This is a genomic window from Streptomyces sp. NPDC043870, assembly GCF_056435785.1.
This window is the reverse complement of the sequence record NZ_JBWKDT010000001.1, coordinates 25,381-49,468: the sequence shown is the minus strand read 5'-3', so window position 1 is coordinate 49,468 and position 24,088 is coordinate 25,381. Positions and strand designations below refer to the sequence as shown.

General features: G+C 72.6%; 19 protein-coding genes. 10 read left to right on the top strand and 9 right to left on the bottom strand.

Going from position 1 to position 24,088, the window contains the following annotated elements:
- Window positions 1–135 precede the first annotated feature (135 nt).
- The 3 genes from AC0699_RS00185 to yczE are packed head-to-tail and all read right to left on the bottom strand — an operon-like array spanning window position 136 to window position 2,994.
- Window positions 136–1,503: an MFS transporter gene (locus tag AC0699_RS00185; RefSeq protein ID WP_478653763.1), complete on the bottom strand. Its 1,368-nt coding sequence runs from the start codon at window positions 1,501–1,503 to the stop codon at window positions 136–138.
- 52 nt (window positions 1,504–1,555) lie between these two features.
- The gene (locus AC0699_RS00180) at window positions 1,556–2,320 is read right to left on the bottom strand and encodes a glycerophosphodiester phosphodiesterase family protein (protein WP_478654577.1); all 765 of its coding nucleotides are present in this window, start codon (window positions 2,318–2,320) and stop codon (window positions 1,556–1,558) included.
- A gap of 5 nt (window positions 2,321–2,325) precedes the next feature.
- Window positions 2,326–2,994: a membrane protein YczE gene (yczE, locus tag AC0699_RS00175; RefSeq protein WP_478653760.1), complete on the bottom strand. Its 669-nt coding sequence runs from the start codon at window positions 2,992–2,994 to the stop codon at window positions 2,326–2,328.
- A 101-nt stretch (window positions 2,995–3,095) separates the two neighbouring features.
- Here yczE and AC0699_RS00170 point away from each other — a divergent pair, with 101 nt between their 5' ends.
- Window positions 3,096–4,595, top strand: coding sequence for an SCO1417 family PLP biosynthesis transcription factor (locus AC0699_RS00170; RefSeq protein ID WP_478653757.1), 1,500 nt, complete (start codon window positions 3,096–3,098; stop codon window positions 4,593–4,595).
- Between the two features lie 128 nt (window positions 4,596–4,723).
- Here AC0699_RS00170 and AC0699_RS00165 read toward each other — a convergent pair whose 3' ends face one another.
- On the bottom strand, window positions 4,724–6,349 hold the full coding sequence (locus AC0699_RS00165; protein WP_478653755.1) for a hypothetical protein: 1,626 nt from the start codon (window positions 6,347–6,349) through the stop codon (window positions 4,724–4,726).
- 46 nt (window positions 6,350–6,395) lie between these two features.
- Entirely contained in the window at window positions 6,396–6,590 is a 195-nt protein-coding gene (locus AC0699_RS00160; RefSeq protein WP_351224353.1) for a hypothetical protein, read from the bottom strand.
- A 290-nt stretch (window positions 6,591–6,880) separates the two neighbouring features.
- Between AC0699_RS00160 and AC0699_RS00155 the strand changes: the two genes are divergently transcribed.
- From AC0699_RS00155 to AC0699_RS00130, 6 genes are all read left to right on the top strand, one after another.
- Window positions 6,881–7,273, top strand: a complete 393-nt coding sequence (locus tag AC0699_RS00155) for an ankyrin repeat domain-containing protein (RefSeq protein WP_478653752.1) — start codon at window positions 6,881–6,883, stop codon at window positions 7,271–7,273.
- Window positions 7,274–7,492: 219 nt separating this feature from the next.
- Entirely contained in the window at window positions 7,493–8,911 is a 1,419-nt protein-coding gene (locus AC0699_RS00150; protein ID WP_478653749.1) for a HEAT repeat domain-containing protein, read from the top strand.
- A 294-nt stretch (window positions 8,912–9,205) separates the two neighbouring features.
- Window positions 9,206–10,321, top strand: coding sequence for a glycosyltransferase family 4 protein (locus AC0699_RS00145; RefSeq protein WP_478653747.1), 1,116 nt, complete (start codon window positions 9,206–9,208; stop codon window positions 10,319–10,321).
- Window positions 10,318–11,472 carry a glycosyltransferase gene (locus AC0699_RS00140; RefSeq protein WP_478653744.1) on the top strand — a complete coding sequence of 385 codons (1,155 nt, stop codon included), beginning with the start codon at window positions 10,318–10,320 and terminating at the stop codon, window positions 11,470–11,472. The genes AC0699_RS00145 and AC0699_RS00140 overlap by 4 nt, the downstream gene beginning before the upstream one ends.
- Window positions 11,473–11,819: 347 nt before the next feature.
- The gene (locus tag AC0699_RS00135) at window positions 11,820–12,755 is read left to right on the top strand and encodes an SGNH/GDSL hydrolase family protein (RefSeq protein WP_478654574.1); all 936 of its coding nucleotides are present in this window, start codon (window positions 11,820–11,822) and stop codon (window positions 12,753–12,755) included.
- A complete protein-coding gene (locus AC0699_RS00130; protein WP_478653742.1) occupies window positions 12,752–16,384 on the top strand; it encodes a hydantoinase B/oxoprolinase family protein in 3,633 nt (1,210 codons plus the stop codon). Before AC0699_RS00135 ends, AC0699_RS00130 begins: the two co-directional genes overlap by 4 nt.
- Before the next feature lie 132 nt (window positions 16,385–16,516).
- Here AC0699_RS00130 and AC0699_RS00125 read toward each other — a convergent pair whose 3' ends face one another.
- From AC0699_RS00125 to AC0699_RS00110, 4 genes are read right to left on the bottom strand one after another with little or no spacing between them, the layout of a single operon-like run.
- Window positions 16,517–17,383: a 5-oxoprolinase subunit C family protein gene (locus tag AC0699_RS00125; protein WP_478653740.1), complete on the bottom strand. Its 867-nt coding sequence runs from the start codon at window positions 17,381–17,383 to the stop codon at window positions 16,517–16,519.
- Complete coding sequence (pxpB, locus tag AC0699_RS00120; RefSeq protein WP_478653738.1) at window positions 17,380–18,006, bottom strand: 5-oxoprolinase subunit PxpB; 627 nt, start codon at window positions 18,004–18,006, stop codon at window positions 17,380–17,382. Before pxpB ends, AC0699_RS00125 begins: the two co-directional genes overlap by 4 nt.
- Window positions 18,003–18,767, bottom strand: coding sequence for a LamB/YcsF family protein (locus AC0699_RS00115; RefSeq protein WP_478653735.1), 765 nt, complete (start codon window positions 18,765–18,767; stop codon window positions 18,003–18,005). The genes pxpB and AC0699_RS00115 overlap by 4 nt, the downstream gene beginning before the upstream one ends.
- A gap of 14 nt (window positions 18,768–18,781) precedes the next feature.
- Window positions 18,782–20,062: an MFS transporter gene (locus AC0699_RS00110; RefSeq protein WP_478653732.1), complete on the bottom strand. Its 1,281-nt coding sequence runs from the start codon at window positions 20,060–20,062 to the stop codon at window positions 18,782–18,784.
- Window positions 20,063–20,238: 176 nt separating this feature from the next.
- Between AC0699_RS00110 and AC0699_RS00105 the strand changes: the two genes are divergently transcribed.
- The 3 genes from AC0699_RS00105 to AC0699_RS00095 all read left to right on the top strand — a co-directional run bounded on the left by AC0699_RS00105 (window position 20,239) and on the right by AC0699_RS00095 (window position 24,050).
- Window positions 20,239–20,988, top strand: a complete 750-nt coding sequence (locus tag AC0699_RS00105; RefSeq protein WP_478653729.1) for a GntR family transcriptional regulator — start codon at window positions 20,239–20,241, stop codon at window positions 20,986–20,988.
- Between the two features lie 304 nt (window positions 20,989–21,292).
- Window positions 21,293–22,837, top strand: a complete 1,545-nt coding sequence (locus tag AC0699_RS00100; RefSeq protein ID WP_478653727.1) for a hypothetical protein — start codon at window positions 21,293–21,295, stop codon at window positions 22,835–22,837.
- A gap of 301 nt (window positions 22,838–23,138) precedes the next feature.
- The gene (locus AC0699_RS00095) at window positions 23,139–24,050 is read left to right on the top strand and encodes a hypothetical protein (RefSeq protein WP_478653724.1); all 912 of its coding nucleotides are present in this window, start codon (window positions 23,139–23,141) and stop codon (window positions 24,048–24,050) included.
- The last annotated feature ends 38 nt before the right edge of the window (window positions 24,051–24,088 follow it).

Sequence of the window (24,088 nt, the reverse complement as noted above, 5' to 3'; positions counted from 1 at the left end):
GGTTTGGGTACCCACCAGTGCCCGGTTTGTCACATCTGGCAGAAAGTGTCACCCAGCGTTCTGAGTTCCTCAGCGCGCAGTAACGGTCCGCCTGGCAGGCCAAAGGCGTACACTACCGGCCTTTCACTTCAACGTCTAAATCCGTTCCGGGACGGGGTTCCCCGCAGCGGCCACCGCACGCCGCACCGGAACCCTCGCGAGCAGCACGAACCCTAGCCCGAAGAAGATCACCAACGAGATGATCGCATCCCGGTAGCTGCCCGTCAGCTGGAACGCCAGACCGAACACCAGCGGTCCCAGCCAGCTCAGCCCGCGGTCGCTCATCTCGTACGCCGAGAAGTACTCCGCCTCCTTGCCGCGCGGCACCAGATGCGAGAACAGCGACCGCGACAGGGCCTGGCTGCCGCCCAGCACCAGCCCGATCGCGGCGGCCAGCGCGTAGAACCAGACCGGCTCCCCGGCCGGCAGCAGGAAACCGGCCATGAGGATCAGCGTCCACACGGCGAGCGAACCGAGGATCGTCCGCTTCGCCCCGTGCGACCTGGCCAGCCGCCCCATCCCCAGCGCCCCCGCCACAGCCAGCACCTGCACCAGCAGCACCGCCGTGATCAGCGTGGTCTGATCCAGATCCAGCTCCTCCGAGCCGTACACCGACGCCTGCGAGATCACCGTCTGGACGCCGTCGTTGTAGACGAGATAAGCCAGCAGGAACGACAGCGTCAACGGATGCCGGCGCATGTCCCGCAGGGTCGCCACCAACTGCCGCCAGCCCGCACCGACCCCGCCCTCGGCCGGCTGCGTGCCCTGGCTCGCAGGCACCCGCCGGTCGCGCAGCCGGCGCAGGGGCACGAGCGTGAAGGCGCCCCACCACAGTCCGGCCGAGGCCAGGCAGATGCGGACCGCCTCCGACTCGGAGAGCCCGAAGGAGTCGTGGCCGGTGTAGAGCACCAGATCGAGCACGAGGACGAGCGCGCCCGACGTGTAGCCGAAGGCCCAGCCGCGCGAGGACACCGCGTCCCGTTCCTCGGGCTCGGCGATCTGCGGCAGATACGCGTTGTAGAGGACCATCGACACCGACAGCGACGCATTGGCGACGATCAGCAGGAACGCCCCGAGCAGATAGCGGTCGCCGTCGAGGAGGAACATCGCCGCCGTGGCGCCCGCCCCCAGATACGCCGAGACGGCGAGGAGCGGCTTCTTGCGGCCCGTGCGGTCCGCCACGGCGCCGGCGAGCGGCATCACCAGCACCGCCAGCACCACCGAGACGGAGACCGCGTACGGGAACACCGACCCGGCACGGACCGGAATGCCGAGCGGATGGACGAAGCCGTCCGCGTCCGCCGCGGCCTTCGCCACCGCGGTGAGATAGGGGCCCAGGAAGACCGTCAGCACGCTCGTCGAATAGACCGAGCAGGCGAAATCGTAGAAATACCAGCCGCGTTGCTCGCGCCGGCGATCGGCGTCGTCCGTCCCGGTGGCCCGGTCCGCGGTTTCAGCGGTCACGCCGCGCCCCCCTTGTTCGTCCCCGTGGAGAGACGCGCGACGCTCAGACCGCTCAGACCCAGACTCCCCGGTCGGTCATCACCGTGCGCAGCATCTCCAGATGATCGGTCATGATGCCATCCACCCCGAGGTCCAGGAGAGCGGCCATGCGATCCGCGTCGTTCACGGTCCACACGTGCACCTGAAGCCCGCGTGCGTGCGCCGCACGGACGAAGCGCCGGTCCACCACCCTGATCCCGCTCTGGGACTCCGGGACCTGCACACACACCGCACCCGCGCGCAACGCCGCGGGGATGCCGAGGGAGCGCAGCCGCAGCGCCAGCACCCCGCGCACGCCGTACGAGGTCGCCAGCCGCGGGCCGGCCAGCCGGTGCGCCCGGGCGACCCGGCTCTCCGAGAACGAGCCGATGCACACCCGGTCCCAGGCGGCCGTCCGCCGCACCAGATCCACCAGCGGCTCCAGCGCACCCTCGGCCTTGATGTCCACGTTCCAGCGGACCTCGGGGAACTCCTCCAGCAGGTCCTCGAAGAGGGGGAGCGGCTCCTTGCCCGCCACCCGGGCCTGGCTCACCTCGCTCCAGGGCAGCTCCGCGATCCGGCCGCCGGCGTCCGTCACCCGGTCCAGCGTGGAGTCGTGGAACGCGACGAGCTTCCCGTCGGCGGTGGTGTGCACATCGGTCTCGAAGTAGCGGTAGCCGGTCGCGGCCGCCCGCCGGAAGGCGGCCGCGGTGTTCTCCAGCCCGTCGGCCGTGCCGCCGCGATGGGCGAACGGTATCGGGGTGGGGTGGTCGAGATAGGGGTGCCGGGGGCGCGTCACACGAGTCACGGACGCAGTATCGCCTGCTTCGGTGTCGCCCCGGCGACCACCGTGCTTCCTTCGTCCGCAGCCGGGATGGCGAACACGCGCAGGAACAGCTGTGCCAGCGGGCCGATGGCGAGGGCGTAGGCGATGGTGCCCACGCCGACCGCGCCGCCGAGCACGAACCCGGTGGCCACGACCGCCACCTCGATCGCCGTACGGACCAGCCGGATCGAGCGGCCCGTGAGCCGGTGCAGACCCGTCATGAGCCCGTCGCGCGGCCCCGGGCCGAAGCGGGCCGAGATGTAGAGGCCGGTCGCGACACCGTTGAGGACGATCCCGGTGATCATCACCGGGATCTGTGCGGCGGGCCCGTGCACGTCCGGCACGACGGCGAGCGTGCCGTCCATCGCGACACCGACGACGAAGACGTTGGAGACGGTGCCGAGCCCCGGCTTCTGCCGGACAGGGATCCACAACAGCAGGACGACGGCGCCGACGATGATCGAGACCACGCCGATGGTCAGCCCGGTCCGCTCGGCGATGCCCTGGTGCAGCACACCCCAGGGCTCGAGTCCCAGTCCGCCGCGCACGAGCACCGCGGAACTCACTCCGTACAGCGTCAGTCCGACGTAGAGCTGCAGCAGCCGGCGGACGAGACGGCGGCCGGAGGCGCCGGTGGCGATGGACAAAATTCTGCCCCCCAGTGGTGAGAGTGGACTGACTCATGACACTCTGTGGCGGGGAATCCGTTGCCAACCATGGCCAATTCGAGGAAGGTGGACTGACTTCTATGGCCGAGTGGACTTCAGCGGTCGGAGCGGCTCAGCTCGCCCGGCAGCTCAACGCTCAGCAGCCCCGCCCGGCCGGCCCCGGCACGCGCAAGCCGCCCGCCTACCGCGCGCTGGCCGACGGTGTCCGGCTGCTCGTCCTCGAAGGCCGTGTGCCCGTCGCCGCGCGGCTCCCCGCCGAGCGAGAGCTCGCGCTCTCCCTCGCCGTCAGCCGCACGACCGTCGCCGCGGCGTACGAAGCCCTGCGCTCCGAGGGGTTCCTCGAGTCCCGCCGGGGCGCCGGCAGCTGGACCGCCGTGCCCGCCGGGAACCCGCTGCCCGCGCGCGGTCTCGAGCCCCTCCCGCCGGAGTCCCTCGGCTCGATGATCGACCTCGGCTGCGCCGCACTCCCTGCCCCCGAGCCCTGGCTCAGCCGGGGTTTCCATGGAGCCCTGGAGGAGCTGACACCGTACGCACACACCCATGGCGACTACCCGGCGGGCCTGCCCGCGCTGCGTCAGATGCTCGCCGACCGGTACACCGAGCGGGGCATCCCCACGATGCCCGAGCAGATCATGGTGACCACGGGTGCGATGGGTGCCATCGACGCGATCTGCCATCTGTTCGCCGGCCGCGGTGAGCGCATCGCCGTCGAGTCGCCCTCGTACGCCAACATCCTGCAGCTGATGCGGGAGGCCGGGGCGCGGCTCGTGCCCGTGGCGATGGCGCACGGGCTGAAGGGCTGGGACATGGCCCGCTGGCGGCAGGTGCTGCGCGACGCCGCGCCCCGGCTCGCCTATGTCGTCGCCGACTTCCACAACCCCACCGGGGCGCTGGCCGACGAGGACCAGCGGCGGCAGCTCGTCGATGCCGCCCGGTCCGCCGGCACGGTCCTCGTCGTGGACGAGACGATGTCCGAGCTCTGTCTCGACGACGACGTGGAGATGCCGCGGCCCGTCTGTGCCTTCGACCCGGCCGGTTCCACGGTCCTCACGGTCGGCTCGGCCAGCAAGGCCTTCTGGGCGGGTATGCGCATCGGCTGGGTCCGGGCGGCACCGGACGTGATCCGCTCCCTCGTCGCCGCCCGGGCCTACGCAGACCTGGGCACCCCCGTCCTGGAGCAGCTCGGCGTCAACTGGCTGATGCGGACCGGCGGCTGGGACGAGGCGGTGGCGCTGCGCCGCACCCAGGCGCGCCAGAACCGTGACGAACTCGTCGCGGCGCTGCGCAAGGAACTGCCCACCTGGGAGTTCGAGGTACCGGGAGGCGGTCTGACCCTCTGGGTTCGCGCGGGCGGCCTCTCCGGTTCGCGCCTCGCGGAGGTCGGCGAACGTGTCGGTGTGCGCGTCCCCTCGGGCCCTCGGTTCGGCGTGGACGGGGCGTTCGAGGGATACGTACGCCTGCCGTTCACCGTCGGCGGACCGGTCGCGGAGGAGGCGGCGTCCCGCCTGGCGGCGGCGGCCCGGCTGGTGGAGACGGGAGTGACCACGGGCACGGAGGCCCCCCGGACGTTCGTGGCCTGACGGCCGCACCCACTCCTGCCGGGCACCCTCTGCGGCCTGCTTGGGCCGGGCGCCGCGTTCCGCGGCCCGGCTCGGTGGGGCGGGGCGGCGGCGTGCTCACGCCGGGGCCGGTACCGGCCGAGGGTGCGTCAGCCCTCGGCCGGTACCGGTGCCGTGGCCGGTCGCGGGTGGGGGCCAGAGGCCGGCTCCGGGATCGGCTCGGGGACGGGCTCCGGCAGTGCGTCCGCGGCCGCGCGCTCGTCGGGCGTGGTCTGGCGCTCCGGGAGCAGCTCCGTCACCGCCTGCCGGTGGGCCTCGCTCGTCGCGTCGTCGTACGGGTCGGGCGTCGCCGGCACCTGGAGCCGGAGGACCCCGCCCGTCCCCAGCCGTGCGTAGCCCCGCCCGGCCGGGACGTGGGGCGCGGGCGTGGTGTGCGGCGGAGCGCCGAGCACCGTCTCCACCTGGTCGGGCGTGGCCGGGCCCAGCACGACGCGGGCGCGGGTGTGGGTCCGTACCGTCTCGCTCAGGAAGTCCATGCAGTCGAACTGATCGGCCACGATCACCGTGACCTGCGCCGCCCTTCCGTGCCGCAACGGCACCTGGAGCAGCTGCTGAGGGTCGGTCCGCCCGTCGGCGGCCGCGAGATGGCTGAACACGCTGGGCCGGTCGAGCAGGATCCACAGCGGGCGCTTGGTGTCGTCGGGGGCGGGGTGACCGGCCTGCCGGGCCCGGTTCGCGGCGATGAGCCGCCGCTCCGTCTCGTGCGCCGCCCACTCCAGGCTCGCCAGCGCTCCGGCCAGCCCGCATTCCACGGCGAGCACGCCGGCCCGCCCCGTCAGACAGGCGTACTCACCCGTCCCGCTGCCCTCCACGATCAGCACATCCCCGTACGGAAGCGCCTGCAGGGCGATCGAGCGCAGCAGCGTCGTCGTCCCGCTGCCCGGGTGGCCGACGGCCAGCAGATGCGGCTCCGTCGAGCGGGGTCCGGTGCGCCACATCACGGGCGGCGCGTCCTGCACACGGCCGCCGTCGACGACCGGCACGGTGCGCTGGACGGCGCCCGGATCGGTGAAGCCCAGCACCACCTCACCGGGAGTGGTGACGAAGCGCTGGGCGGCGATGGTGGTGGGCAGGGCGGGGAGCACGCTCATCAGGAGCTGGTTGCCCTCCTCGTCCCACTCGAAGTGGTACTCGCGCCCCCGGCCGGACTTGGTGTGCAGCAGCTGCTCGATGCGGGCGCGCGCCTCCGCCTCGCTGTCGGTGAAGTAGGCCGGGTAGCTCACCCGCAGCCGGGTCAGCCGGCCGTCGCCGTCGAACTCGTGGTCACTGAACGCCTTGGCCCACTCCCCGCCGTGGGTGAACAGCGGACTCGGGTCCTCCGGGACGGAGAAGTACGGGACGAGCGCCTCGTAGAGCGCCCGCAGCCGCTTCAGCTCCGCCTCGTCGGGCCCGGTCCGCACCGGCGTACGTTCGCGCCCCGTCCACGCCGCCAGCCCCATCACCGTGATCAGGCCGAGCAGTGGCCCGTACGGGACGAGGGTGACCAGCAGCACACCGGCTGCCGCCAGGAACAGCGTGGGGCCACGCCGTTCCTTGGGTGTGTCGGCCCATTTGCGCCGTCCTGCGGCGGTCAGCCGCCGCAGACCGCGGCTGATCGTGATGAGCGGATGGAGGACGTCGGTGGCGCTGTCGGCGGCTGTCCGCGCGAGCTCTCGGCTGCGTGCGATCCGGTCGGTGCCGCTGCTCGGAATGCGGGGGAGTGGTCGCCGGGCCACGTGGTTCTCCTGCTCCTGGAGTTGTTGAAGGGGGCGCGCGGGGAGGTCAGAACTTGATCCCGCCCAAGAGGCTGGCGAGGCTCGCGCCTCCCGCTGTGATGCTCGGGGCGATGGCTGTGCCCGCGAGATAGAAGCCGAAGAGTGCGGAGACCAGCGCGTGCGACGCCTTCAGCCCGTCCTTCTTGAAGAACAGAAAGACGATGATTCCGAGCAGCACGACGCCTGACATGGACAGGATCATGAGGAGTTCTCCTGGTTGAGGGGACAGTCACCATGAGTTCTTCCATGCTCACAGGAGGTATCTATGCGATAAAAGGTGCATTCAGGTGAAAAATTGGTCTTTTCACTTGACTGGCGGATGCCGGATCGTTGCCCCGGGCGCGTTGATCTTGGCCGTGCTTCGTCCACGATCTTTGCCACGGCCGGGCGGGGTCATGTCCGCGACCGGGCAGTACCCTGTCGGTTCACTCGTACGGGGCCGCTCCACCCGTACTCAGCACCAGGTCAACGCAGTGAAAGGCGGTCCGCCCCATGAGTGAAACCCCGGATCCTGAGGTGGTCGAGCTGGCGTCCAAGATCTTCGATCTGGCGCGTCAGGGAGACGCCGAGACCCTCGCCGCCTACGTGGACGGCGGGGTTCCGGCAAACCTCACCAATGACAAGGGCGACTCCCTCGTGATGCTCGCCGCCTACCACGGCCACGCCCCGGCCGTGACGGCCCTCCTCGCCCGCGGAGCCGACGCGGACCGCGCCAACGACCGCGGCCAGACCCCGCTCGCCGGGGCCGTCTTCAAGGGCGAGGGTGCGGTGATCCGCGCCCTGCTGGACGGCGGAGCCGATCCGGAAGCAGGAACTCCGTCCGCCGTGGATACTGCGCGGATGTTTGGGAAGGCAGACCTCCTGGAGCTGTTCGGCGCCCAGTGAACGGGTGTTGAACACCAGGTGAGAGCGGCGCCGTAAATGTGGTCGCGGTGACGAAATGGCTGGGTCATCATGACGTCGGGCCCGCAAGGGGCCACCGACGAGAGGCAGAGGAAGATGGACTTCATCAGGCGGAAGACGACGGGCAGCCGATCATGTTGCTGCGCGGCCTAGGCGAACACACCCCCGGTTGCGTCGACAGCTTGATGTGAGGCACTTTCCATGTTCGAACCACTCATAGCGCCGAGCGGCACCCTGCTCGGCCTGCTGCAGAGGGGACGCGGCGACGGCACGCTGCACGCGCTCGCCGCACCCCGCGCCGAAGCCCTCGCGGCCCTCAACCACTGCGTGCTGAGCGACCCCCGCCACGACTGGCAGGTCGAGAACCGCTCCCTCTACTACGCACGCCTCTACCTGGATCTGGGCGGCGGCCTTGAAGAGATCGAGGCCCACCTCTTCAGCGCCGAGGACCACTTCGACTCCGACGACGCACGGACCGGGCTCGCGCTCTCCGTGCTCGGCCACCTCGCCTCGTACGGACGCGACGACGCCCTCAATCTGCTGCGCCGGTACGCCGCGGCGGGCTCGAACTGGGCCTGGGCCCTCGACGAGCTCGCGCTGCGCGACGACGACTCAGGGCTGCGCTCGCTCGCGGGACCCGTCCTCGGCCGCTTCCCGGCCACCCCGGAGGGCGATGCCGAGCTGGCCGCCGCCGTACGGGACGCGTTCGAGCCCAGGCCCTGGCGGCTGTGGGCCGAGGACCGGCGGGACGCGGTCGGAGCCCGCGTGCGCGCCGCCCAGGAGCGCGGCTCCTTCGACCGCTGGCAGCGACAGCTGAGCCCGAGCGGGCCCCGTCCCGGCTGGAGCGTCCAGGCCGTCCTCGAGTGGGCCCAGCACGGACTGGAGCGCGGCAACGCACTGCATGTGCCGGCCGCGCGCTGCCTCGGCGCGGTTGCCGGACCAGGCGACCGTCAGACGATCATCGAGGCGGCGCGCAGCGGTCCCGACGGCGCGCGCTGCGCCGCTCTGCACTATCTGGCCGAAGCGCGGGATCCCGTCGTGCTCGACCTCATCGAGGCCGCGGCGCTCGACCCGTCCCGTGCGGTCGCCGAGGCCGCCGTCTGCGCGTTCGAGCGGATGTGCGGCGACGCCGCCGTCGACCGGGCGCGCGGCTGGGTCCACCGCCCCGACGCGCTCGGTGCCTCCGCGGCCGGCGTCCTCGCCTGCCGCGGCGGCGCCGAGGACGCCGAGCTGGTCCTCGGCGCCCTGCGCGAGACCGTCCGCGCCGAAGGGCCCGACGCACCGTTGCTGTGGACGCTCGTCGACGGCACCGGCCGGCTCGGCATCGCCTGCGCGGCCCCCGTTCTGCGCCACGTCTACCGCGAGACTACGTCCTCGCAACTGCGCGGCCGCACGGCCCGCGCGCTCGCCACGACCGACCCCTCCTTCGCCACCGGCTTCGCCGTCGAATGTCTCTGGGACTGCGAGGAGACCACGAGAGAAGTCGCCGCTCTGCACGCCGAGACCGGCGACGCGCGTGTGGCGGAACGACTGCGCCGCCTCGCCGCCGACCCGGCCGAGGAGGCCGAGGTCCAGACGGCGGTCCGCAGCCGCATAGTGCCGGACGGGCCTCCGGTCTGACGCATCCCCTGCCCTGACCCGCCCCCGCTCCGGCATGTGCTGCCGCACTGACGCATGCGCCCTGCCCCGACGCGCGCACGGCCCCGGCGCGCGCTGTGACGACCGAGCACCGGGGCCGCCCCGCACACGTGGCCCGAATCGTCGTCGCCGAGTGGCCGAAAGGGGCACGTCGGGGCATCGCGGGGCAGGTCCGTACGGCTGTCGGCGGGGCGTGGTCCAAACGCTCATGGGACGTTTCACGGGCGGAAAGATCCACGTTGGCCGGACCACCCCCGGCGCGACGAGAACACCCATATGCGTGTCGTCATCGTCACCGAATCCTTCCCGCCAGACGTCAATGGTGTGGCGCACTGCGCCCTGCAGACCGCCCGGCACCTCGCCGCGCGCGGTCATGATCCGCTCGTCATCGCCCCGACCGTGGCCGGGCCCGACATCGAAGCACCGTGCCCCGTCGTACGCGTGCCGTCCCTGCCGCTGCCCGGCTATCCACAGGTCCGCGTGGCCCTGCCCAGCCGGCGGCTGGCCGCGGCGCTCACCGCCCACCGGGCCGATGTCGTCCACCTCGCCAGCCCGTTCGTGCTCGGGGTGCGCGGGATGGGAGCCGCGGCGAAGCTCGGACTCCCCGCCGTCGCCGTCTACCAGACCGACCTCGCCGGTTACGCCCGTACGTACATGGGCGCGGGCGAGGGCACGGCGTGGCGACGCATCCGTACCGTGCACACCGCCGCCGATCGGACCCTCGCGCCGTCCAGCGCCGCCGTGCGGGATCTCGAGGAGCACGGGGTGCCCCGGGTGCGGCTGTGGCCGCGTGGGGTCGACACCGAACGGTTCCGGCCCGAGCTGAGGGACGAGGCGCTCCGCCGCGAGCTCGCCCCGAACGGCGAGACGATCGTCGGATACGTCGGCCGGCTGGCGCCCGAGAAGTGCGTCGAGCTGCTCGCCGGGGCGTGCGAGCTCCCGGGCGTACGGGTCGTGGTCGTCGGCGACGGTCCGAGCGGCACGTCGCTGCGGGGCGCACTCCCCGGCGCCGTGTTCCTCGGCCGCCGCACCGGCGACGACCTCGCCCGGATCTTCGCCTCGCTCGACGTCTTCGCGCACACCGGGCCGTACGAGACGTTCTGCCAGACCGTGCAGGAGGCCATGGCCAGCGGTCTGCCGGTCATCGCGCCCGCGGCCGGCGGGCCCCTGGACCTCGTCGACCACGGCCGCACCGGGCTGCTCGTCCCGCCGCACGACGTGCGCGAGGTGCGGGACGCGGTGGCGGCGCTCGTGGCGGACCCGGCGCGCCGGGAGGCGTACGGGCAGGCCGGGCGGGCCACGGTGGAGGGCCGGACCTGGGCGGCCGTCGGCGATCAGCTGCTCGGCCACTACGCCGAGGTGCTCCGGGACCGTACGGCGGTGGCGGCATGAGCGGGCTGCGGATCGTCCGGCTGGCGAACTTCGTGACGCCCGCGTCCGGGGGCCTGCGCACGGCCCTGAGAGAGCTGGGCCGCGGCTATCTGGCGGCCGGGCACGAGCCGGTACTCATCGTGCCCGGTGACGTGGAAAGCGACGAGATGACCTCCCAGGGGCGGGTCGTCACCATCCCCGGGCCGGTCCTGCCGGGCACCGGCGGCTACCGCGTCCTGGCCGGCCGCACCCGGCTGCAGGAGCTCCTCGAGGAGATCGCACCCGACCGCTTGGAGGTCTCCGACCGCACCACGCTGCGGTGGACCGGAGAGTGGGCGCGCCGCCGCCGGATCCCCTCGGTGATGGTGTCCCACGAGACGGCGGACGGCGTGCTGCGCACCTGGGGCGTACCGGGCGCACTCGCCGAGCGCACCGCGGACCGGCTCAACCGGCGGAGCGCCTGGTCGTACTCGCGGATCGTGTGCACGACGGAGTGGGCGGAACGGGAGTTCATACGCATCGGCGCGAGCAATGTGCTCCGGGCGCCGCTCGGCGTCGAGCTCGAACGCTGCCGCCCCGGCCGGCGCAGCAAGGTGCTGCGCGCCCGCTACGCCGAAGGCGCCGAGGTCCTGCTGCTGCTCTGCTCCCGGCTGTCCGTGGAGAAGCGTCCGGGCATGGCGCTCGACGCGCTCGCCACGCTGCGCGAGAGCGGGGTGCGGGCGACGCTGGTCGTCGCAGGAGAGGGCCCGATGCGGAGCGGGCTGACCCGGCGGGCGCAGGACGCGAGGCTGCCGGTCCACTTCCTCGGTCATGTCGCCGACCGCGAAGCCCTCGCGGACCTGCAGGCGGCCGCGGACATCTGCCTGGCGCCCGGGCCCGCGGAGACCTTCGGGCTGTCCGCCCTGGAGGCCCTCGCCTGCGGCACCCCGGTCGTGGCCAGTGCCTCCTCGGCGCTCCCGGAGGTCATCGGCGACGCGGGCATCGCGGCGCTCGACACCCCGGAGGCGTTCGCCGACGCGGTGCGGGAACTCGTCGCCCGCCCCGAAGCGGCCCGCCGCGCCGCGGCCCGCGCCCGCGCGGAGCTCTTCAGCTGGGACCGCGCGGTAGCGGCCTTCCTCTCCGCCCACGACGCCCCCATCCGCGTTCCGGGCCACCCGGAGGTAGCGGCATGAGCACGCCTCTGAGCCCCCCGGGCCCCGCGCCCGACTCCATTGCCGCGCTCGCTCCCGCGTTCCCGGCCGGCGGCGGGTCGCGGAACGACTCCGCGCCGCCCCGGTCGCCGGCCGCGCTCGGCTCCGTGCCCGCCGGTGCCGCGCTCGGTTCCGTGCCCGCCGGTGCCGCGATCCCGGCCGGTGGCGGGTCGGTGAACGATTCGGCGCCGGTCCGGCCCGTGGCCGAGCTCGTCGGCGTACCGGCAAAGGCGCCCGCGGCGGCTGGGCACGGCGCGGCCGTGGCGATGCTGCCCTGCGCGAGAGCAGGGGCCGGGGCCGTGAGTGCCGCGACGCCGGTCGAGCCGACCATGGCGGGTGTGCCGGAGCCGCGGTCCGCCAGGGCCTGTGCACCGGCGAGGCCGGCGGCGCGTGGCGTCGCCCCCGCACGGCCGTTGCGGTTCGCCGCGCTCGGTGACTCCCTCACGGAAGGTGTCGGCGACCGGGTCGACGGCGCCTGGCGGGGCTGGGCCGCGCTGCTCGCCCTGGGTGTCGGCGAGGCCGGCAGACCCGCGGAGTTCCGGAACTTCGCCGTCAGCGGCGCGCTCACCCGCGACGTCGACGAGAAGCAGACCCCCGATGCTGTCGCGTACGGTCCCGACATCGCCGCGGTCGTCGTCGGGGTGAACGACACGCTCCGGCACACCTTCGACATCCACGACCTCGCCGTCCGGCTCAACAAGGTCTGCGCCGCCCTCAGCGAACGCGGCACCCGGCTGCTCACGGCATGCCTGCCCGACCCGGGCGCGATGCTCGGGCTGCCCGCACCGCTCGCCCGGCCGCTCGCCCGTCGGCAGCGGGGCGTCAACGCCGTCGTACACGCCCTGTCCGAGCGGTACGGAGCCCTCCACCTGCACATCGCCGACGCCACCTGGGTCGAGGACCGGACCATGTGGAGCGCGGACCGGCTCCACCCCGGTGAGCGCGGCCACCGCATGATCGCCGCACGCTTCCACGAGCTGCTCACCGCCGACGGGCTCGCCCTCGGCCCGGCGCCCGGGGTCGAACCGACGCAGCCCGCGCCCAGCCGTATCGCGAAGGCGCTCTGGCTGGCCACGGCCGGCACCGGCTGGGTGGCCCGCCGATGCACGGACCTCCTGCCCCAGCTCGTGTGCCTCGCCGGTGCGGAGGTGCGCCACTGGGCCCGCGGTACCGGCGCCTGCCTCGACCTCGTCGCCGAAAACGCCCTCTCCTCCGCGCTCGCCTCGCTCTCTCTCGACCCGCCCCTTGCCAGAATGGGGGAATGAGCGGGCGCTGGGAGTTCTGGATCGACCGTGGCGGGACGTTCACCGACGTCGTCGGCAGACGCCCCGACGGACATCTCGTCACCCGAAAGCTGCTCTCCCACAATCCCGAGCACTACCGCGACGCGGCCGTCGCCGGCATCCGGCTGCTGCTCGGGCTCGGACTCGAGGACACCGTGCCGGCGGACCGGATCGACGTCGTCAAAATGGGCACGACCGTCGCCACCAACGCTCTGCTCGAGCGCCACGGCGAGCCGACCGTCCTCGTCATCACCGAAGGCTTCCGGGACGCGCTGCGCATCGCGTACCAGAACCGCCCCCGTCTCTTCGACCGCCGCATCGTCCTCCCCGAGGCCGTGTACGACCGGGTCATCGAGGTCCCCGAGCGGACCGACGCCCACGGCGAGATCGTCAGGCCGCTGGAACTGGCGCCGGTCACGGAACAGTTGAAGGCGGCCCGCGAAGACGGCTTCCACAGCGTCGCCGTCGTCCTCATGCACGGCTACCGCCACCCCGCCCACGAGTCCGCCGTCGCCGACGCCGCCCGCTCCCTCGGCTTCACCCAGGTGAGCTGCTCGCACGAGGTCAGCCCGCTGATCAAGCTGGTGCCGCGCGGCGACACCACCGTCGTGGACGCGTACCTCTCACCGATTCTGCGCCGGTACGTCGACGAGGTCGCCGGGGAACTCCGCTCCATCCGGCTCATGTTCATGCAGTCCAACGGCGGACTGCGCGAAGCCGCCCACTTCCGGGGCAAGGACGCCGTGCTCTCCGGCCCGGCCGGCGGGGTCGTCGGCATGGCCCGCACCTCGGAGCAGGCCGGCTTCGGCCGGATCATCGGCTTCGACATGGGCGGCACCTCCACCGATGTGTCGCACTACGCGGGGGAGTTCGAGCGGGAGCTCGGCACCCAGGTCGCCGGCGTACGGATGCGCGCGCCGATGATGAACATCCACACCGTCGCCGCCGGGGGCGGCTCGATCCTCCACTTCGACGGCCAGCGCTACCGCGTCGGACCGGACTCGGCGGGCGCCGTACCGGGCCCGGCCTGCTACCGGCGTGGCGGCCCGCTCACCGTCACCGACGCCAATGTCATGCTCGGCCGGGTCCAGCCCGCGCACTTCCCCGCCGTCTTCGGGCCGGACGGCGACCAGCCGCTCGACGCCGACGTCGTACGGGAGCGGTTCGAGCGGCTCGCGGGGGAGGTACGGGACGCCACCGGCACCGCCCGCAGCCCGGAGGAAGTCGCGGCCGGCTTCCTGGAGATCGCCGTCCTCAACATGGCGAACGCCGTCAAGAAGATCTCCGTGCAGCGCGGCCACGACGTCACCCGCTACGCCCTGACCAGCTTCGGCGGCGCCGGCGGCCAGCACGCCTGCGCCGTCGCCGACGCACTCGGCGTCAACACCGTCATCGTGCCGCCGCTCGCCGGCGTGCTCTCCGCGTACGGCATCGGCCTTGCCGACGCGACCGCCATGCGTGAGCAGTCGGTCGAGGCCGAGCTGAACGACGCCACCGTGCGCCGCGTGGAGGACCTGTGCGGCGAACTGGCCGAACGCACCCGCGCGGAGCTCCGTGACGACGCCGTCCCCGACGACGCCATCACCACCCACGCACGCGTGATCATCCGCTACGCCGGTACGGACGCGGGCGTGCCCGTACCCCTCGGCACACTCGACGCGATGCGGGAGGCGTTCGAATCGGCGCACCGGACGCGATACGCGTTCACCATGGACAAGCCGCTCGTCGTGGAGGCGGTCTCGATCGAGGCGGTGGGGACGGCGGGACCCCACGGATCGGTTGTCGTCGAAGAGGCCACTGAGGGCGGTGGGGCCCGGGTGCGGGCGACCGTGGGGATGTTCGTCGACGGCAGCCGCACGGACACACCGCTCTACCGTCGCGAGGATCTGTCCCCGGGCGACACCGTCGAAGGCCCCGCGATCATCGCCGAGGCGGACGCGACGACCGTCGTCGACCCGGGCTGGCAGGCGGCCGTGGGGGACGGCGGGCATCTGCTGCTCACACGCGTACGGCCCAGGCCCGGCCGTTCCGCCGTCGGCACCGATGTCGACCCCGTGCTGTTGGAGGTCTTCAACAACCTCTTCATGGCGATCGCCGAGCAGATGGGCGTGCGCCTGGAGAACACCGCCCACTCCGTCAACATCAAGGAGCGGCTCGACTTCTCCTGCGCCCTCTTCGACGCCGAAGGCAATCTCATCGCCAACGCCCCCCACATCCCCGTCCATCTCGGTTCGATGGGCGAGTCCATCAAGGAGGTGCTGCGCCGCAACGAGGGAAAGCTGCGCCCTGGCGATGTGTACGCCATCAACGACCCGTACCACGGTGGCACCCATCTGCCCGATGTGACCGTGGTGACGCCGGTCTTCGACGACGACGGCGACAGCGGGGGCGGCGGCGACAGCGACGGCGGTGAGCTGCGCTTCCTGGTGGCCTCGCGCGGTCATCACGCCGAGATCGGCGGCATCACGCCGGGCTCGATGCCCGCTTTCAGCCGCACGATCGACGAGGAGGGCGTCCTCTTCGACAACTGGCTCCTCGTACGGGACGGGCGGCTGCGCGAGGCCGAGACGCGTGACCTGCTCACCGGAGCCGCGCACCCGTCCCGGGACCCCGACACCAATCTCGCCGACCTGCGTGCGCAGATCGCCGCCAACGAGAAAGGCATCTCCGAACTCGGCCGCATGGTGGAGGAGTTCGGACTCGATGTCGTTCAGGCTTATATGCAGCACGTACGGAACAACGCCGAGGAGTCCGTGCGCCGCATCGTCGCCGAGCTGAGCGACGGCTCGTACCGCTACGAGACCGACGGCGGCGCGGTCATCGAGGTCGCGATCAGTGTGGACAGGCAGGCCCGCAGCGCCGTCCTCGACTTCACCGGTACGTCGCCGCAGCAGCCCGGCAACTTCAACGCGCCGAAGTCGGTGGTGATGGCGGCCGTGCTGTACGTCTTCCGGACGCTGGTCGCCGACGACATCCCGCTCAACAGCGGCTGCCTGAAGCCGCTGGAGGTGCGCGTGCCGGACGGTTCGATGCTGGCCCCCGCCTACCCCGCCGCGACGGTCGCGGGCAATGTCGAGACCTCGCAGGCCGTCACCGGGGCGCTGTACGCGGCACTCGGGGTGCAGGCGGAGGGCTCCGGCACGATGAACAACGTCACCTTCGGCAACGACCGGGTGCAGTACTACGAGACGGTGGCGAGCGGTTCCGGCGCCGGCGACGGCTTCGACGGCGCGGATGCCGTACAGACCCATATGACCAACTCGCGGCTGACCGACCCGGAGGTGCTGGAGTGGCGCTACCCGGTGCGGGTGGACGCCTTCTCGGTGCGCGACGGCAGCGGGGGAGCGGGTAAGTGGCAGGGCGGGCGCGGTGTCGTGCGGCGGATCCGCTTCCTGGAGCCGATGACGGTGGCCCTGCTCACCGGTCACCGGCGGGTGGAGCCGTACGGGATGGCCGGCGGCGAGGCGGGCGCGCTCGGCGCGAACTCGGTGGAGCGGGCGGACGGCACGGTCGAGGAACTGCAGGGCGTGGACTCGGTCGAGGTCGGCCCCGGCGACGTCCTGGTGGTCCGGACGCCCGGCGGAGGCGGGTACGGGCGGTCCGAGACCTGACGGCTGAGCTGCCAGGCCCGTCCGGCGTTCGAGGACGGCCACACCGGGCGCCTGGTCGAGGGCGGTCGCGCACACCGAGCCCGTCCGGCGTTCGAGGACGGACACACGGTCCACCGTGACGGCCGCGGCGCGCTACCGCCGCACCACAACAAACCGCACCGGCGTCCCCGGCACCGCCTGCGCCGCCCCCGCGAGGTCCGCCTCCCGGACGACCGCGATCACCGGATAGCCGCCGGTCGTCGGGTGATCGGCGAGGAACACGACGGGCAGCCCGTCGGGCGGCACCTGCACCGCGCCCAGGACCATGCCCTCGCTGGGCAGTTCGGTTCGCACGGCCCGCTCCAGCGGCGGGCCCTCGGTGCGCAGTCCTATGCGGTTGCTCGCCACCGACACCCGGTAGGCGCCAGTGGCCAGCGCCCGCAGCGCTGCTTCCGTGAACCAGTCGTCTCGCGGACCCAGCCGTACCCGCAGCACCAGCTCGGACGGCGGACCGGGCCATGGCGAGCCGTCCACCCGCCCGGCCGGACCGGCGGGCGGGCCCAGCGGAAGCACCGTTCCGTCGGCGAGCGGCGACGGCCCGAGACCGGAGAGCAGGTCCGTCGACCGGCTGCCCAGCACCGCATCGGCCGCGATTCCCCCGCCGATCGCCACATAGCTCCGTACGCCGCGCTGCGCCGCGCCCACCTCCAGCAGCGCCCCCGCCGCCACCCGTACCGGTGCGCCCCAGGCAACGGCCCGGCCGTCCACATGCACCGGGCAGGGGGCCCCGCCGACCGCCACGGTCACGGCACAGCGCGGCCGCACCGCACACCCGGTGACCGTGGTCTCCAGCACCGCGGCCGGCTCCGGATTGCCGACGAGCCGGTTGACCAGGCGCAGAGCGTACGGATCCAGGGCGCCCGAGCGGGGTACGCCGAGGTGCGCGTGCCCGGGCCTGCCCAGGTCCTGCACGGTGGTCAGCGCCCCGGCCCGCACGACCGCGAGAGCACGGTCGGTCATCGGCTCTCCCGCGTCGCCGGTACGAAGCGGACCCTGGCTCCCGGGGACAGCAGCGCGGCGGGCTCGCGCGCCGGGTCCCACAGCGTCAGGTCCGTCGTCCCGATCAGCTGCCAGCCGCCGGGGGACGAGCGGGGGTACACGCCCGTGTACGGTCCGGCCAGCGCGACCGAGCCCGCGGGAACGGCCGTCCGGGGCGTGGCCCTGCGGGGTACCGCGAACCGCTCGCCGAGCCCGGTGAGATAGCCGAAGCCGGGCGCGAAGCCGCAGAAGGCGACGTGGAATTCGGCCGCCGAGTGGATCGCCGGCACGTCCTCCCGCGCGACTCCCCACAGTGCCGCGACCTCCGCCAGATCGGGCCCGTCGTAGCGCACCGGAATCCCGATCACGTCCCGGGCGTCCGCCGCGAGCGGCGGTATGTCCCATCCGGGCAGCTCGGACGCCAGTCGCCCGGGCTCGTCGACGCCGTCGAGCAGCACCGTCCGAGCCGCCGGCACGATCTCCCGAACCGGGGGGAGAGTGCCGGCGGCTCGGCGGCGCAGCAGCTCGGCATGGAGCGACTCGGCCTCCTCGCCACTGCCCAGCTCCACCAGCAGAGCCCGGTCACCGACGGGCAGCAGCCTCATACGAAGCCCTCCACGCGGACACCCGCCTCCTCCAGACGCGACCGCACCCGGCGGGCCAGCTCGACGGCTCCGGGCGTGTCACCGTGCAGACAGAGCGAGCGGGCGCGGACGCCGACCGACCGGCCGCAGAGCGAGGTGACGACGCCGAACCTGGCCATGGAGACCGAGCGCTCGACCACTGCGTCCGGGTCGGTGACGACGGCACCCTCCTGCCCCCGTGGCACGAGGGTGCCGTCCGCCGTGTAGGCCCGGTCCGCGAACGCCTCGGTGACGACGGGGAGTCCGGCCTTTTCCGCCCTGGTGTGCAGTTCGGAGCCGGGGAGGCAGAGCAGCGGCAGCCGCTCGCCCGTGAGCATGACGCCCTCGGCGACGGCTTCCGCCTGCTCCTCGTCGTGGACGACGCGGTTGTACAGCGCTCCGTGCGGCTTGACGTACGAGACGCGCGTACCGGCCGCACGGGCGAAGACTTCCAGCGCACCGATCTGGTAAGCGACTTCGGCGGCCAGCTCGGCGGGCGGGACGTCCATCGAGCGGCGGCCGAAACCGGCCAGATCGCGGTAGGAGACCTGGGCGCCGATCCGTACCTTGCGCTCGGCCGCCAGAGCGCAGACCCGCCGCATGGTGGCCGCGTCCCCGGCGTGGAAGCCGCAGGCCACATTGGCGCTGGTGACGACGGAGAGCAGTTGCTCGTCGTCGGTCAGCCGCCAGCGGCCGAAGCCCTCGCCGAGGTCGGCGTTGAGGTCGATCGAAGCCCAGGTCATGGTGGAGGTTCCTTTCACGCGAGCTCGCGGCCGCGTGTCTCCGGCAGCCCGAGCAGTGCCACGACGGCGAGACCGTAGCCGACGGCGCCGAAGACGAGAGCGCCGCCGACGCCCCAGCTGTCGGCCAGGAATCCGACGAGGGTGGGGAAGAAGGCCCCCACCGCGCGGCCGGTGTTGTACGTGAAGCCCTGCCCCGTACCGCGCACCGCCGTCGGATACAGCTCGGCGAGGAACGAGCCGAAGCCGCTGAAGATGGCCGACATGCAGAAGCCGAGCGGGAATCCGAGCACGAGCAGCAGCCCGTCCGCCCCTGACGGAATGTTCGTGTACGCCAGGATGCAGGCGGCCGAGAGCACGGCGAACAGCGCGATGTTCCGCTTGCGGCCCAGCACATCGGTGAGATAACCGCCCGTGAGATAGCCGATGAAGGCCCCGGATATGAGGAGCGTCAGATAGCCGCCGGTACCGACGACCGTGAGTCCCCGCTCGGACTTGAGGAAGGTCGGCACCCAGGTGGCGAGGGTGTAATAGCCGCCCTGGACACCCGTGGAGAGCAGGACCGCGAAGAGCGTCGTGCGCGCCAGATCCTTCCGGAATATGACGGAGAACGAACCCCGTTCGCTGCTCGCGCGGCGCCGCTCCGCCGCCTCCGGCGCGTCCGTCACATTGCGCCGGACGTAGACGACGAGCAGGGCGGGCAGCGCACCGGTCCAGAACATGGCGCGCCATGCTGTGTCGGTGTCGACGAACTGGAACACCAGGGTGTAGACGATGACGGCGAGGGCCCAGCCGGCGGCCCAGGCGCTCTGGACCGCGCCGAGCGTGCGGCCGCGGTGCCTGGCCGTGGCGTACTCGGCGACGAGGATCGCACCGACCGCCCATTCGCCGCCGAAACCGAGGCCCTGGAGGGCCCGGAACACCAGCAGCGTCTCGTAGTTGGGCGCGAAGCCGCAGAGAACGGTGAACAGCGCATAGGTGATCACCGTGATCATCAGTGCCCGGACCCGGCCGATGCGGTCGGCGAGTATCCCGGCGAGCGCACCGCCGACGGCCGAGACGACCAGGGTGACGGTGGTGAGCAGTCCGGTCTGGCCGCTGTCGAGACTGAAGAACGCGGCGATCGCCACCATGCTCAGCGGCAGCGTGAAGAAGTCGTAGGAGTCCAGGGCGTAGCCGCCGAACGCGCCACCGAAAGCCCGGCGGCCGCGTGGGCCGAGCGCCCGGAGCCAGGCGAACGCACCCGTGTCCTCGGGGCGCTCGCCCTGCTTCGGCTGGGTCTGCTGGGTCGTGCTCATCTGCACCTCGCAGAGGGGGAGAGGGCGCGGCTGAGTGGTGCTGCTGAGTGATGCGGTGGTTCTGCTGAGTGACGCTCACCACACCGTAGAGGATTGTTGAACGATCCGACAAGAGTCACGTTGTCTCGTTCTTGCTTCTACGATGGAATCGGACGGCGCCGGCGGGGCCGGCGGTCATGGTGAGCGGAATAGAGGACGCTGTGGGGGCTGCGGGGATGACGGGGGCCGGGCTCGGCGAGCTGGCTGACGACCGCCAGTTGCTGGGCCGTACGAGCACGGCGGAGCGGGTCGCGGACATCCTGCGCACCCGGATCGCGGAGGGCTTCTTCCTTCCCGGGGCGCGGCTCTCGGAGGACAGCATCGGTGGCGCGCTGGGCGTTTCGCGCAACACGCTGCGCGAGGCGTTCCGGCTGCTGACCCACGAGCGGTTGCTGGTCCATCAGCTCAACCGCGGCGTGTTCGTCCGGGTTCTCGCCGTCGAGGACGTCGAGGACATCTACCGCACCCGCCGGCTGGTCGAGTGCGCCGTCGTCCGCGGGCTCGGCGAGCCGCCGTTCACGCTGGACGGTCTGCGCGACGCGGTCATCGGCGGCGAACAAGCGGCACGCGAGGAGAACTGGAAAGGCGTCTCCACCGCCAACATCCATTTCCACCGGGAGCTCGTCGCGCTCGCGCACAGCGTGCGCACCGACGAACTGATGCGGGGCGTCCTCGCCGAACTCCGCCTCGCCTTCCACGTCGTGGACGACCCCCGGGGGCTGCACGAGCCCTATCTCGTACGGAACCGGCAGATTCTGGACGCTCTCAAGGCGGGGGAGCGGGACGGCGCGGAGCAGCTGCTCGCCGACTACCTCGACGACTCCCGCACCCAGCTGGTGCGGGTGTACGCGGGGCTGGTGCCGGACGGGGACGCGGCGGAGCGCTGAGACGCGCAGATGCCGGGCGTGCGTCGGACATGCACCGCCGGGTGTGCGTCGGACACGCGTCGCCGGGCGTGCGTCGGACATGCGCCGCCGGGCGTGCCTCGGACGTGCGCCGCCGTTCGTGCCTCGGCGGCCGGGCAGGCGCCGGACGGACACCAGGCGGGTGTCCGGCGGATGCCGGTCGTGTGCCGGCGCCGGTCGTGCGTCGGAGGGCCTGGCGTGCTCGGGCGGAGGCCGCTCGTGTGCCGGGCGCGGGGTTTCTGCGCCGTTTCGACCGTTGTCAGTGCGAGGACCTAGTCTGTGCACCGTGACTTCGCCTGCCTCGACGGAATTCGTTCCGCCCCAGCTCAGCGCGGGGCCGCGCCCCGCGCAGGGCCCGGCCGCCGACGAAGGGCTCGCGCGGCGGCTCCGCGCGCTCGCGTGCACCGCGCCACTGCACGACCTGGACACCCGCAAGGCGAATCTGGCCGGGGAGTACTCGATCTACGCGATGGCCGAAGTCGCCCTCGCCGCCATCGATCTCGTCACGCTCAACATGGACTTCGACACCGGCGCCGACCATGAGCAGATAGTGGCGAGACTCCTCCCTCGCGTCGCGGCGCAGGCCCCGCAGCGCCCTGCCGCGGAGCATGAGCGGGTGGCCCGCTGGGTGCTGGAGAACCTGATCAACGTCGGCAGTGTCGACCGGGGTTTCCGCGCGGTCTACGGCACTTTCGGGGCTGATGGGGTGTATGTCCGTCGGGACTACGACTTCAAACTCATCGAGGAAGTCCCCGGATACGGCGGCAGCGTGTATCTCCGGACGACCGACGAAGCGGTCAACGTCCTCGTCGGCGCCCTCGACACGGACGTCACCAGCGCGCAGATCGCCGCCGAGGTGAAGCTCGAGGTCCTGATCGCCCGCGGCCGGCTCGCCGACGCGCAGCTCGCCGCCGAGCAGGCCCGCTACCGGACCGTGCAGTACGCGGAGACCCTCCGCCGGACGCTCGAAGCGACCCGCCGCAACGTGCGCGCCGTCGACTGGCTCAATGCCGTGCCCGACATGATCGCCGAGGCGCTCGACCATGTCGCCGACCGCTATCGCCACGAGAACGCGATCCTGACCAACATCCGCAAGGTACGCGACGAGGCCGAGACCGGTTCCGATCCGAAGACGGGCGAGCACAAGCGTCGCGCCGCCGAGCTCGTCGACATAGTCAAGGACTGCATCCGCCGCCACACCCAGCTCCAGTCCCGGCTGCTGGAGGCCGGCCCGCTCTTCCGCGCCGAGCAGGACCGCCAGGCCTTCGCCGCACCTGCCGTCCGCTCCGGGCTGGATCTGTACGGGCAGCTCGTCGCCCCGCTGCTGCCGCTCCCGGTAGAGCGGGCCATACGCGTCACCGACGCCTTCTTCGCCCGTGGCACCGGACTGCGCACGCCTGCCTCGGTCCGTGTCGGTGACCTCGTGGACATGCTGCTGACGCCGCCCGTCGAGCGCGAGCACCTGGGCGCGGAGATGCCCGAGCCCGACCTGATCGCGACTCCGGACGACAGCCGCTTCAGCGAGGAGCAGCTCGCGAGCGCGATGGAGCTGCTCGACCTCGAGCACGACGCCCCGCGCCGCCTCTCCGGCCTCCTCGCCGAGGCCCGCCGCCGCGACCCGGATCTCCCCTACCTGGTCGCCCTCCTCGCGATCCACGCGGCGAGCCCCCCGGTCGGCACGGCGTACCGCCAGGGCGAACAGCGCCTGCTGTTCGCCGTCGACGACGGCACGGAACTGGACGACCCCGAGTTCGGCGGAGCCGACCTGATCGTCGGCACGGCCCTGCTGGACGCGGCGGGCATGGCGGCCGACCGTACGGAGGCGGCGTGAGCTTCTTCTTGGGGGCCGGCGCCCCCAAGCCCCCGCACGCCCTACGGGCGCGTCCTCGAACGCCGGACGGGCTGGAGATTCCAGCCCCGCCGGCGTTCGCGGCGTGGGGTCCGGGTCGGGGCCCCCACGCGGCCGAGCCTCATGGCGACACCGCGGGGAGGGGCGGGGCGGGGCAGCGTCGATATGCGGCTCCGCCGCGTGGGCCCGCCGCAGTCGCCCCCGCCCGACCCGTGCCCCCGCACCACCCCGTGCCACCGCACCACCGCGTAACACCGCACCACCCCACAGAGGAGCAGCAGCCGTGAGCGACCAGCACGCAGAGCACGCCGGGCCCCGGCGTGAGGCGGACGTGCCGCTCGGGCCCCCGTCGGGCCCGATGTCCGCGTCCGCCGGCGTCACGCCCGCGGACGCCGCCGACGCCGCGCGGCTCGTCTCCTTCGGGCTCCAGCCCAAGCTGCTGCCCGCGCGTGACGCCGAGTACGCCGACCTGCTGCGGCGCTACCGGGAAGAGCCCGCGTTCGCGCGGCTCGCCGATGCCGTCGCCACCGGACTCGGCCTCGTCGTCCTCGAAGTGTCGCCGCGCGCCGGCATGGCCGTGACCGCCGGCGAGGACTCGGTCTTCGCCGTTCGCATGGGTGACTACGCGCGTCGTGCGTCCACCGACTCCGCCGACCGCTTCCTGCACGGTCTCGCCCATCTCGCCGTCGCCGCCATGGCGTTCCCGCGTCCCGAAGACCTCGCCGACGACGGCTACATCGGCCGGATCACGGTCAACGGAGTCGACGCGTTCGTACGCCAGGCCTGCCGCCGCCTGGAGGAGCGTGCCGAGGAGCAGGGGGAGAACACCGACCCGGCCTCCGACGCCCCCGGGCTGGAAGCGGCCTGGCGGGTCTACGCCCGCCGCAGCGCGACCGGCGCCACCAAGGACGCCCGGCGCCTCGCCGGCTCCACCACCGGCATCGTCGGCAAGGCCGTCGCCTTCCTCACCGACTCCGGTTTCCTGCAGCGCACCGGCGACGACGCAGGCGGCGCGTACCGCACCACCGCCCGCTACCAGCTGCAGGTCCGCGACATGGCGGGCAGCGCCGCCATGGCCGAACTGCTGGAGCTCGGCGTCGTGCCGGTCACCGACGGCACCGCCACGCTCGTGCCGCCGCCCGATGCTGACGATCTGGAGCTGGCGGCCGACGCCGGTCTCCCCTTCCACGCCTGATCCTGCTGAATTCCTGCCGACCCTGCTGACCCTGCTGA

Excerpts from the sequence above, each read along its gene's own strand:
- AC0699_RS00160 (WP_351224353.1), bottom strand. The coding sequence starts at position 6,590 with ATGATCCTGTCCATGTCAGGCGTCGTGCTGCTCGGAATCATCGTCTTT.
- pxpB (WP_478653738.1), bottom strand. The coding sequence starts at position 18,006 with ATGAGGCTGCTGCCCGTCGGTGACCGGGCTCTGCTGGTGGAGCTGGGC.
- AC0699_RS00110 (WP_478653732.1), bottom strand. The coding sequence starts at position 20,062 with ATGAGCACGACCCAGCAGACCCAGCCGAAGCAGGGCGAGCGCCCCGAG.
- AC0699_RS00115 (WP_478653735.1), bottom strand. The coding sequence starts at position 18,767 with ATGACCTGGGCTTCGATCGACCTCAACGCCGACCTCGGCGAGGGCTTC.
- AC0699_RS00155 (WP_478653752.1), top strand. The coding sequence starts at position 6,881 with ATGAGTGAAACCCCGGATCCTGAGGTGGTCGAGCTGGCGTCCAAGATC.
- AC0699_RS00135 (WP_478654574.1), top strand. The coding sequence starts at position 11,820 with ATGGCGGGTGTGCCGGAGCCGCGGTCCGCCAGGGCCTGTGCACCGGCG.
- AC0699_RS00130 (WP_478653742.1), top strand. The coding sequence starts at position 12,752 with ATGAGCGGGCGCTGGGAGTTCTGGATCGACCGTGGCGGGACGTTCACC.
- AC0699_RS00150 (WP_478653749.1), top strand. The coding sequence starts at position 7,493 with ATGTTCGAACCACTCATAGCGCCGAGCGGCACCCTGCTCGGCCTGCTG.
- AC0699_RS00140 (WP_478653744.1), top strand. The coding sequence starts at position 10,318 with ATGAGCGGGCTGCGGATCGTCCGGCTGGCGAACTTCGTGACGCCCGCG.
- AC0699_RS00125 (WP_478653740.1), bottom strand. The coding sequence starts at position 17,383 with ATGACCGACCGTGCTCTCGCGGTCGTGCGGGCCGGGGCGCTGACCACC.
- AC0699_RS00170 (WP_478653757.1), top strand. The coding sequence starts at position 3,096 with ATGGCCGAGTGGACTTCAGCGGTCGGAGCGGCTCAGCTCGCCCGGCAG.
- AC0699_RS00145 (WP_478653747.1), top strand. The coding sequence starts at position 9,206 with ATGCGTGTCGTCATCGTCACCGAATCCTTCCCGCCAGACGTCAATGGT.
- AC0699_RS00105 (WP_478653729.1), top strand. The coding sequence starts at position 20,239 with ATGGTGAGCGGAATAGAGGACGCTGTGGGGGCTGCGGGGATGACGGGG.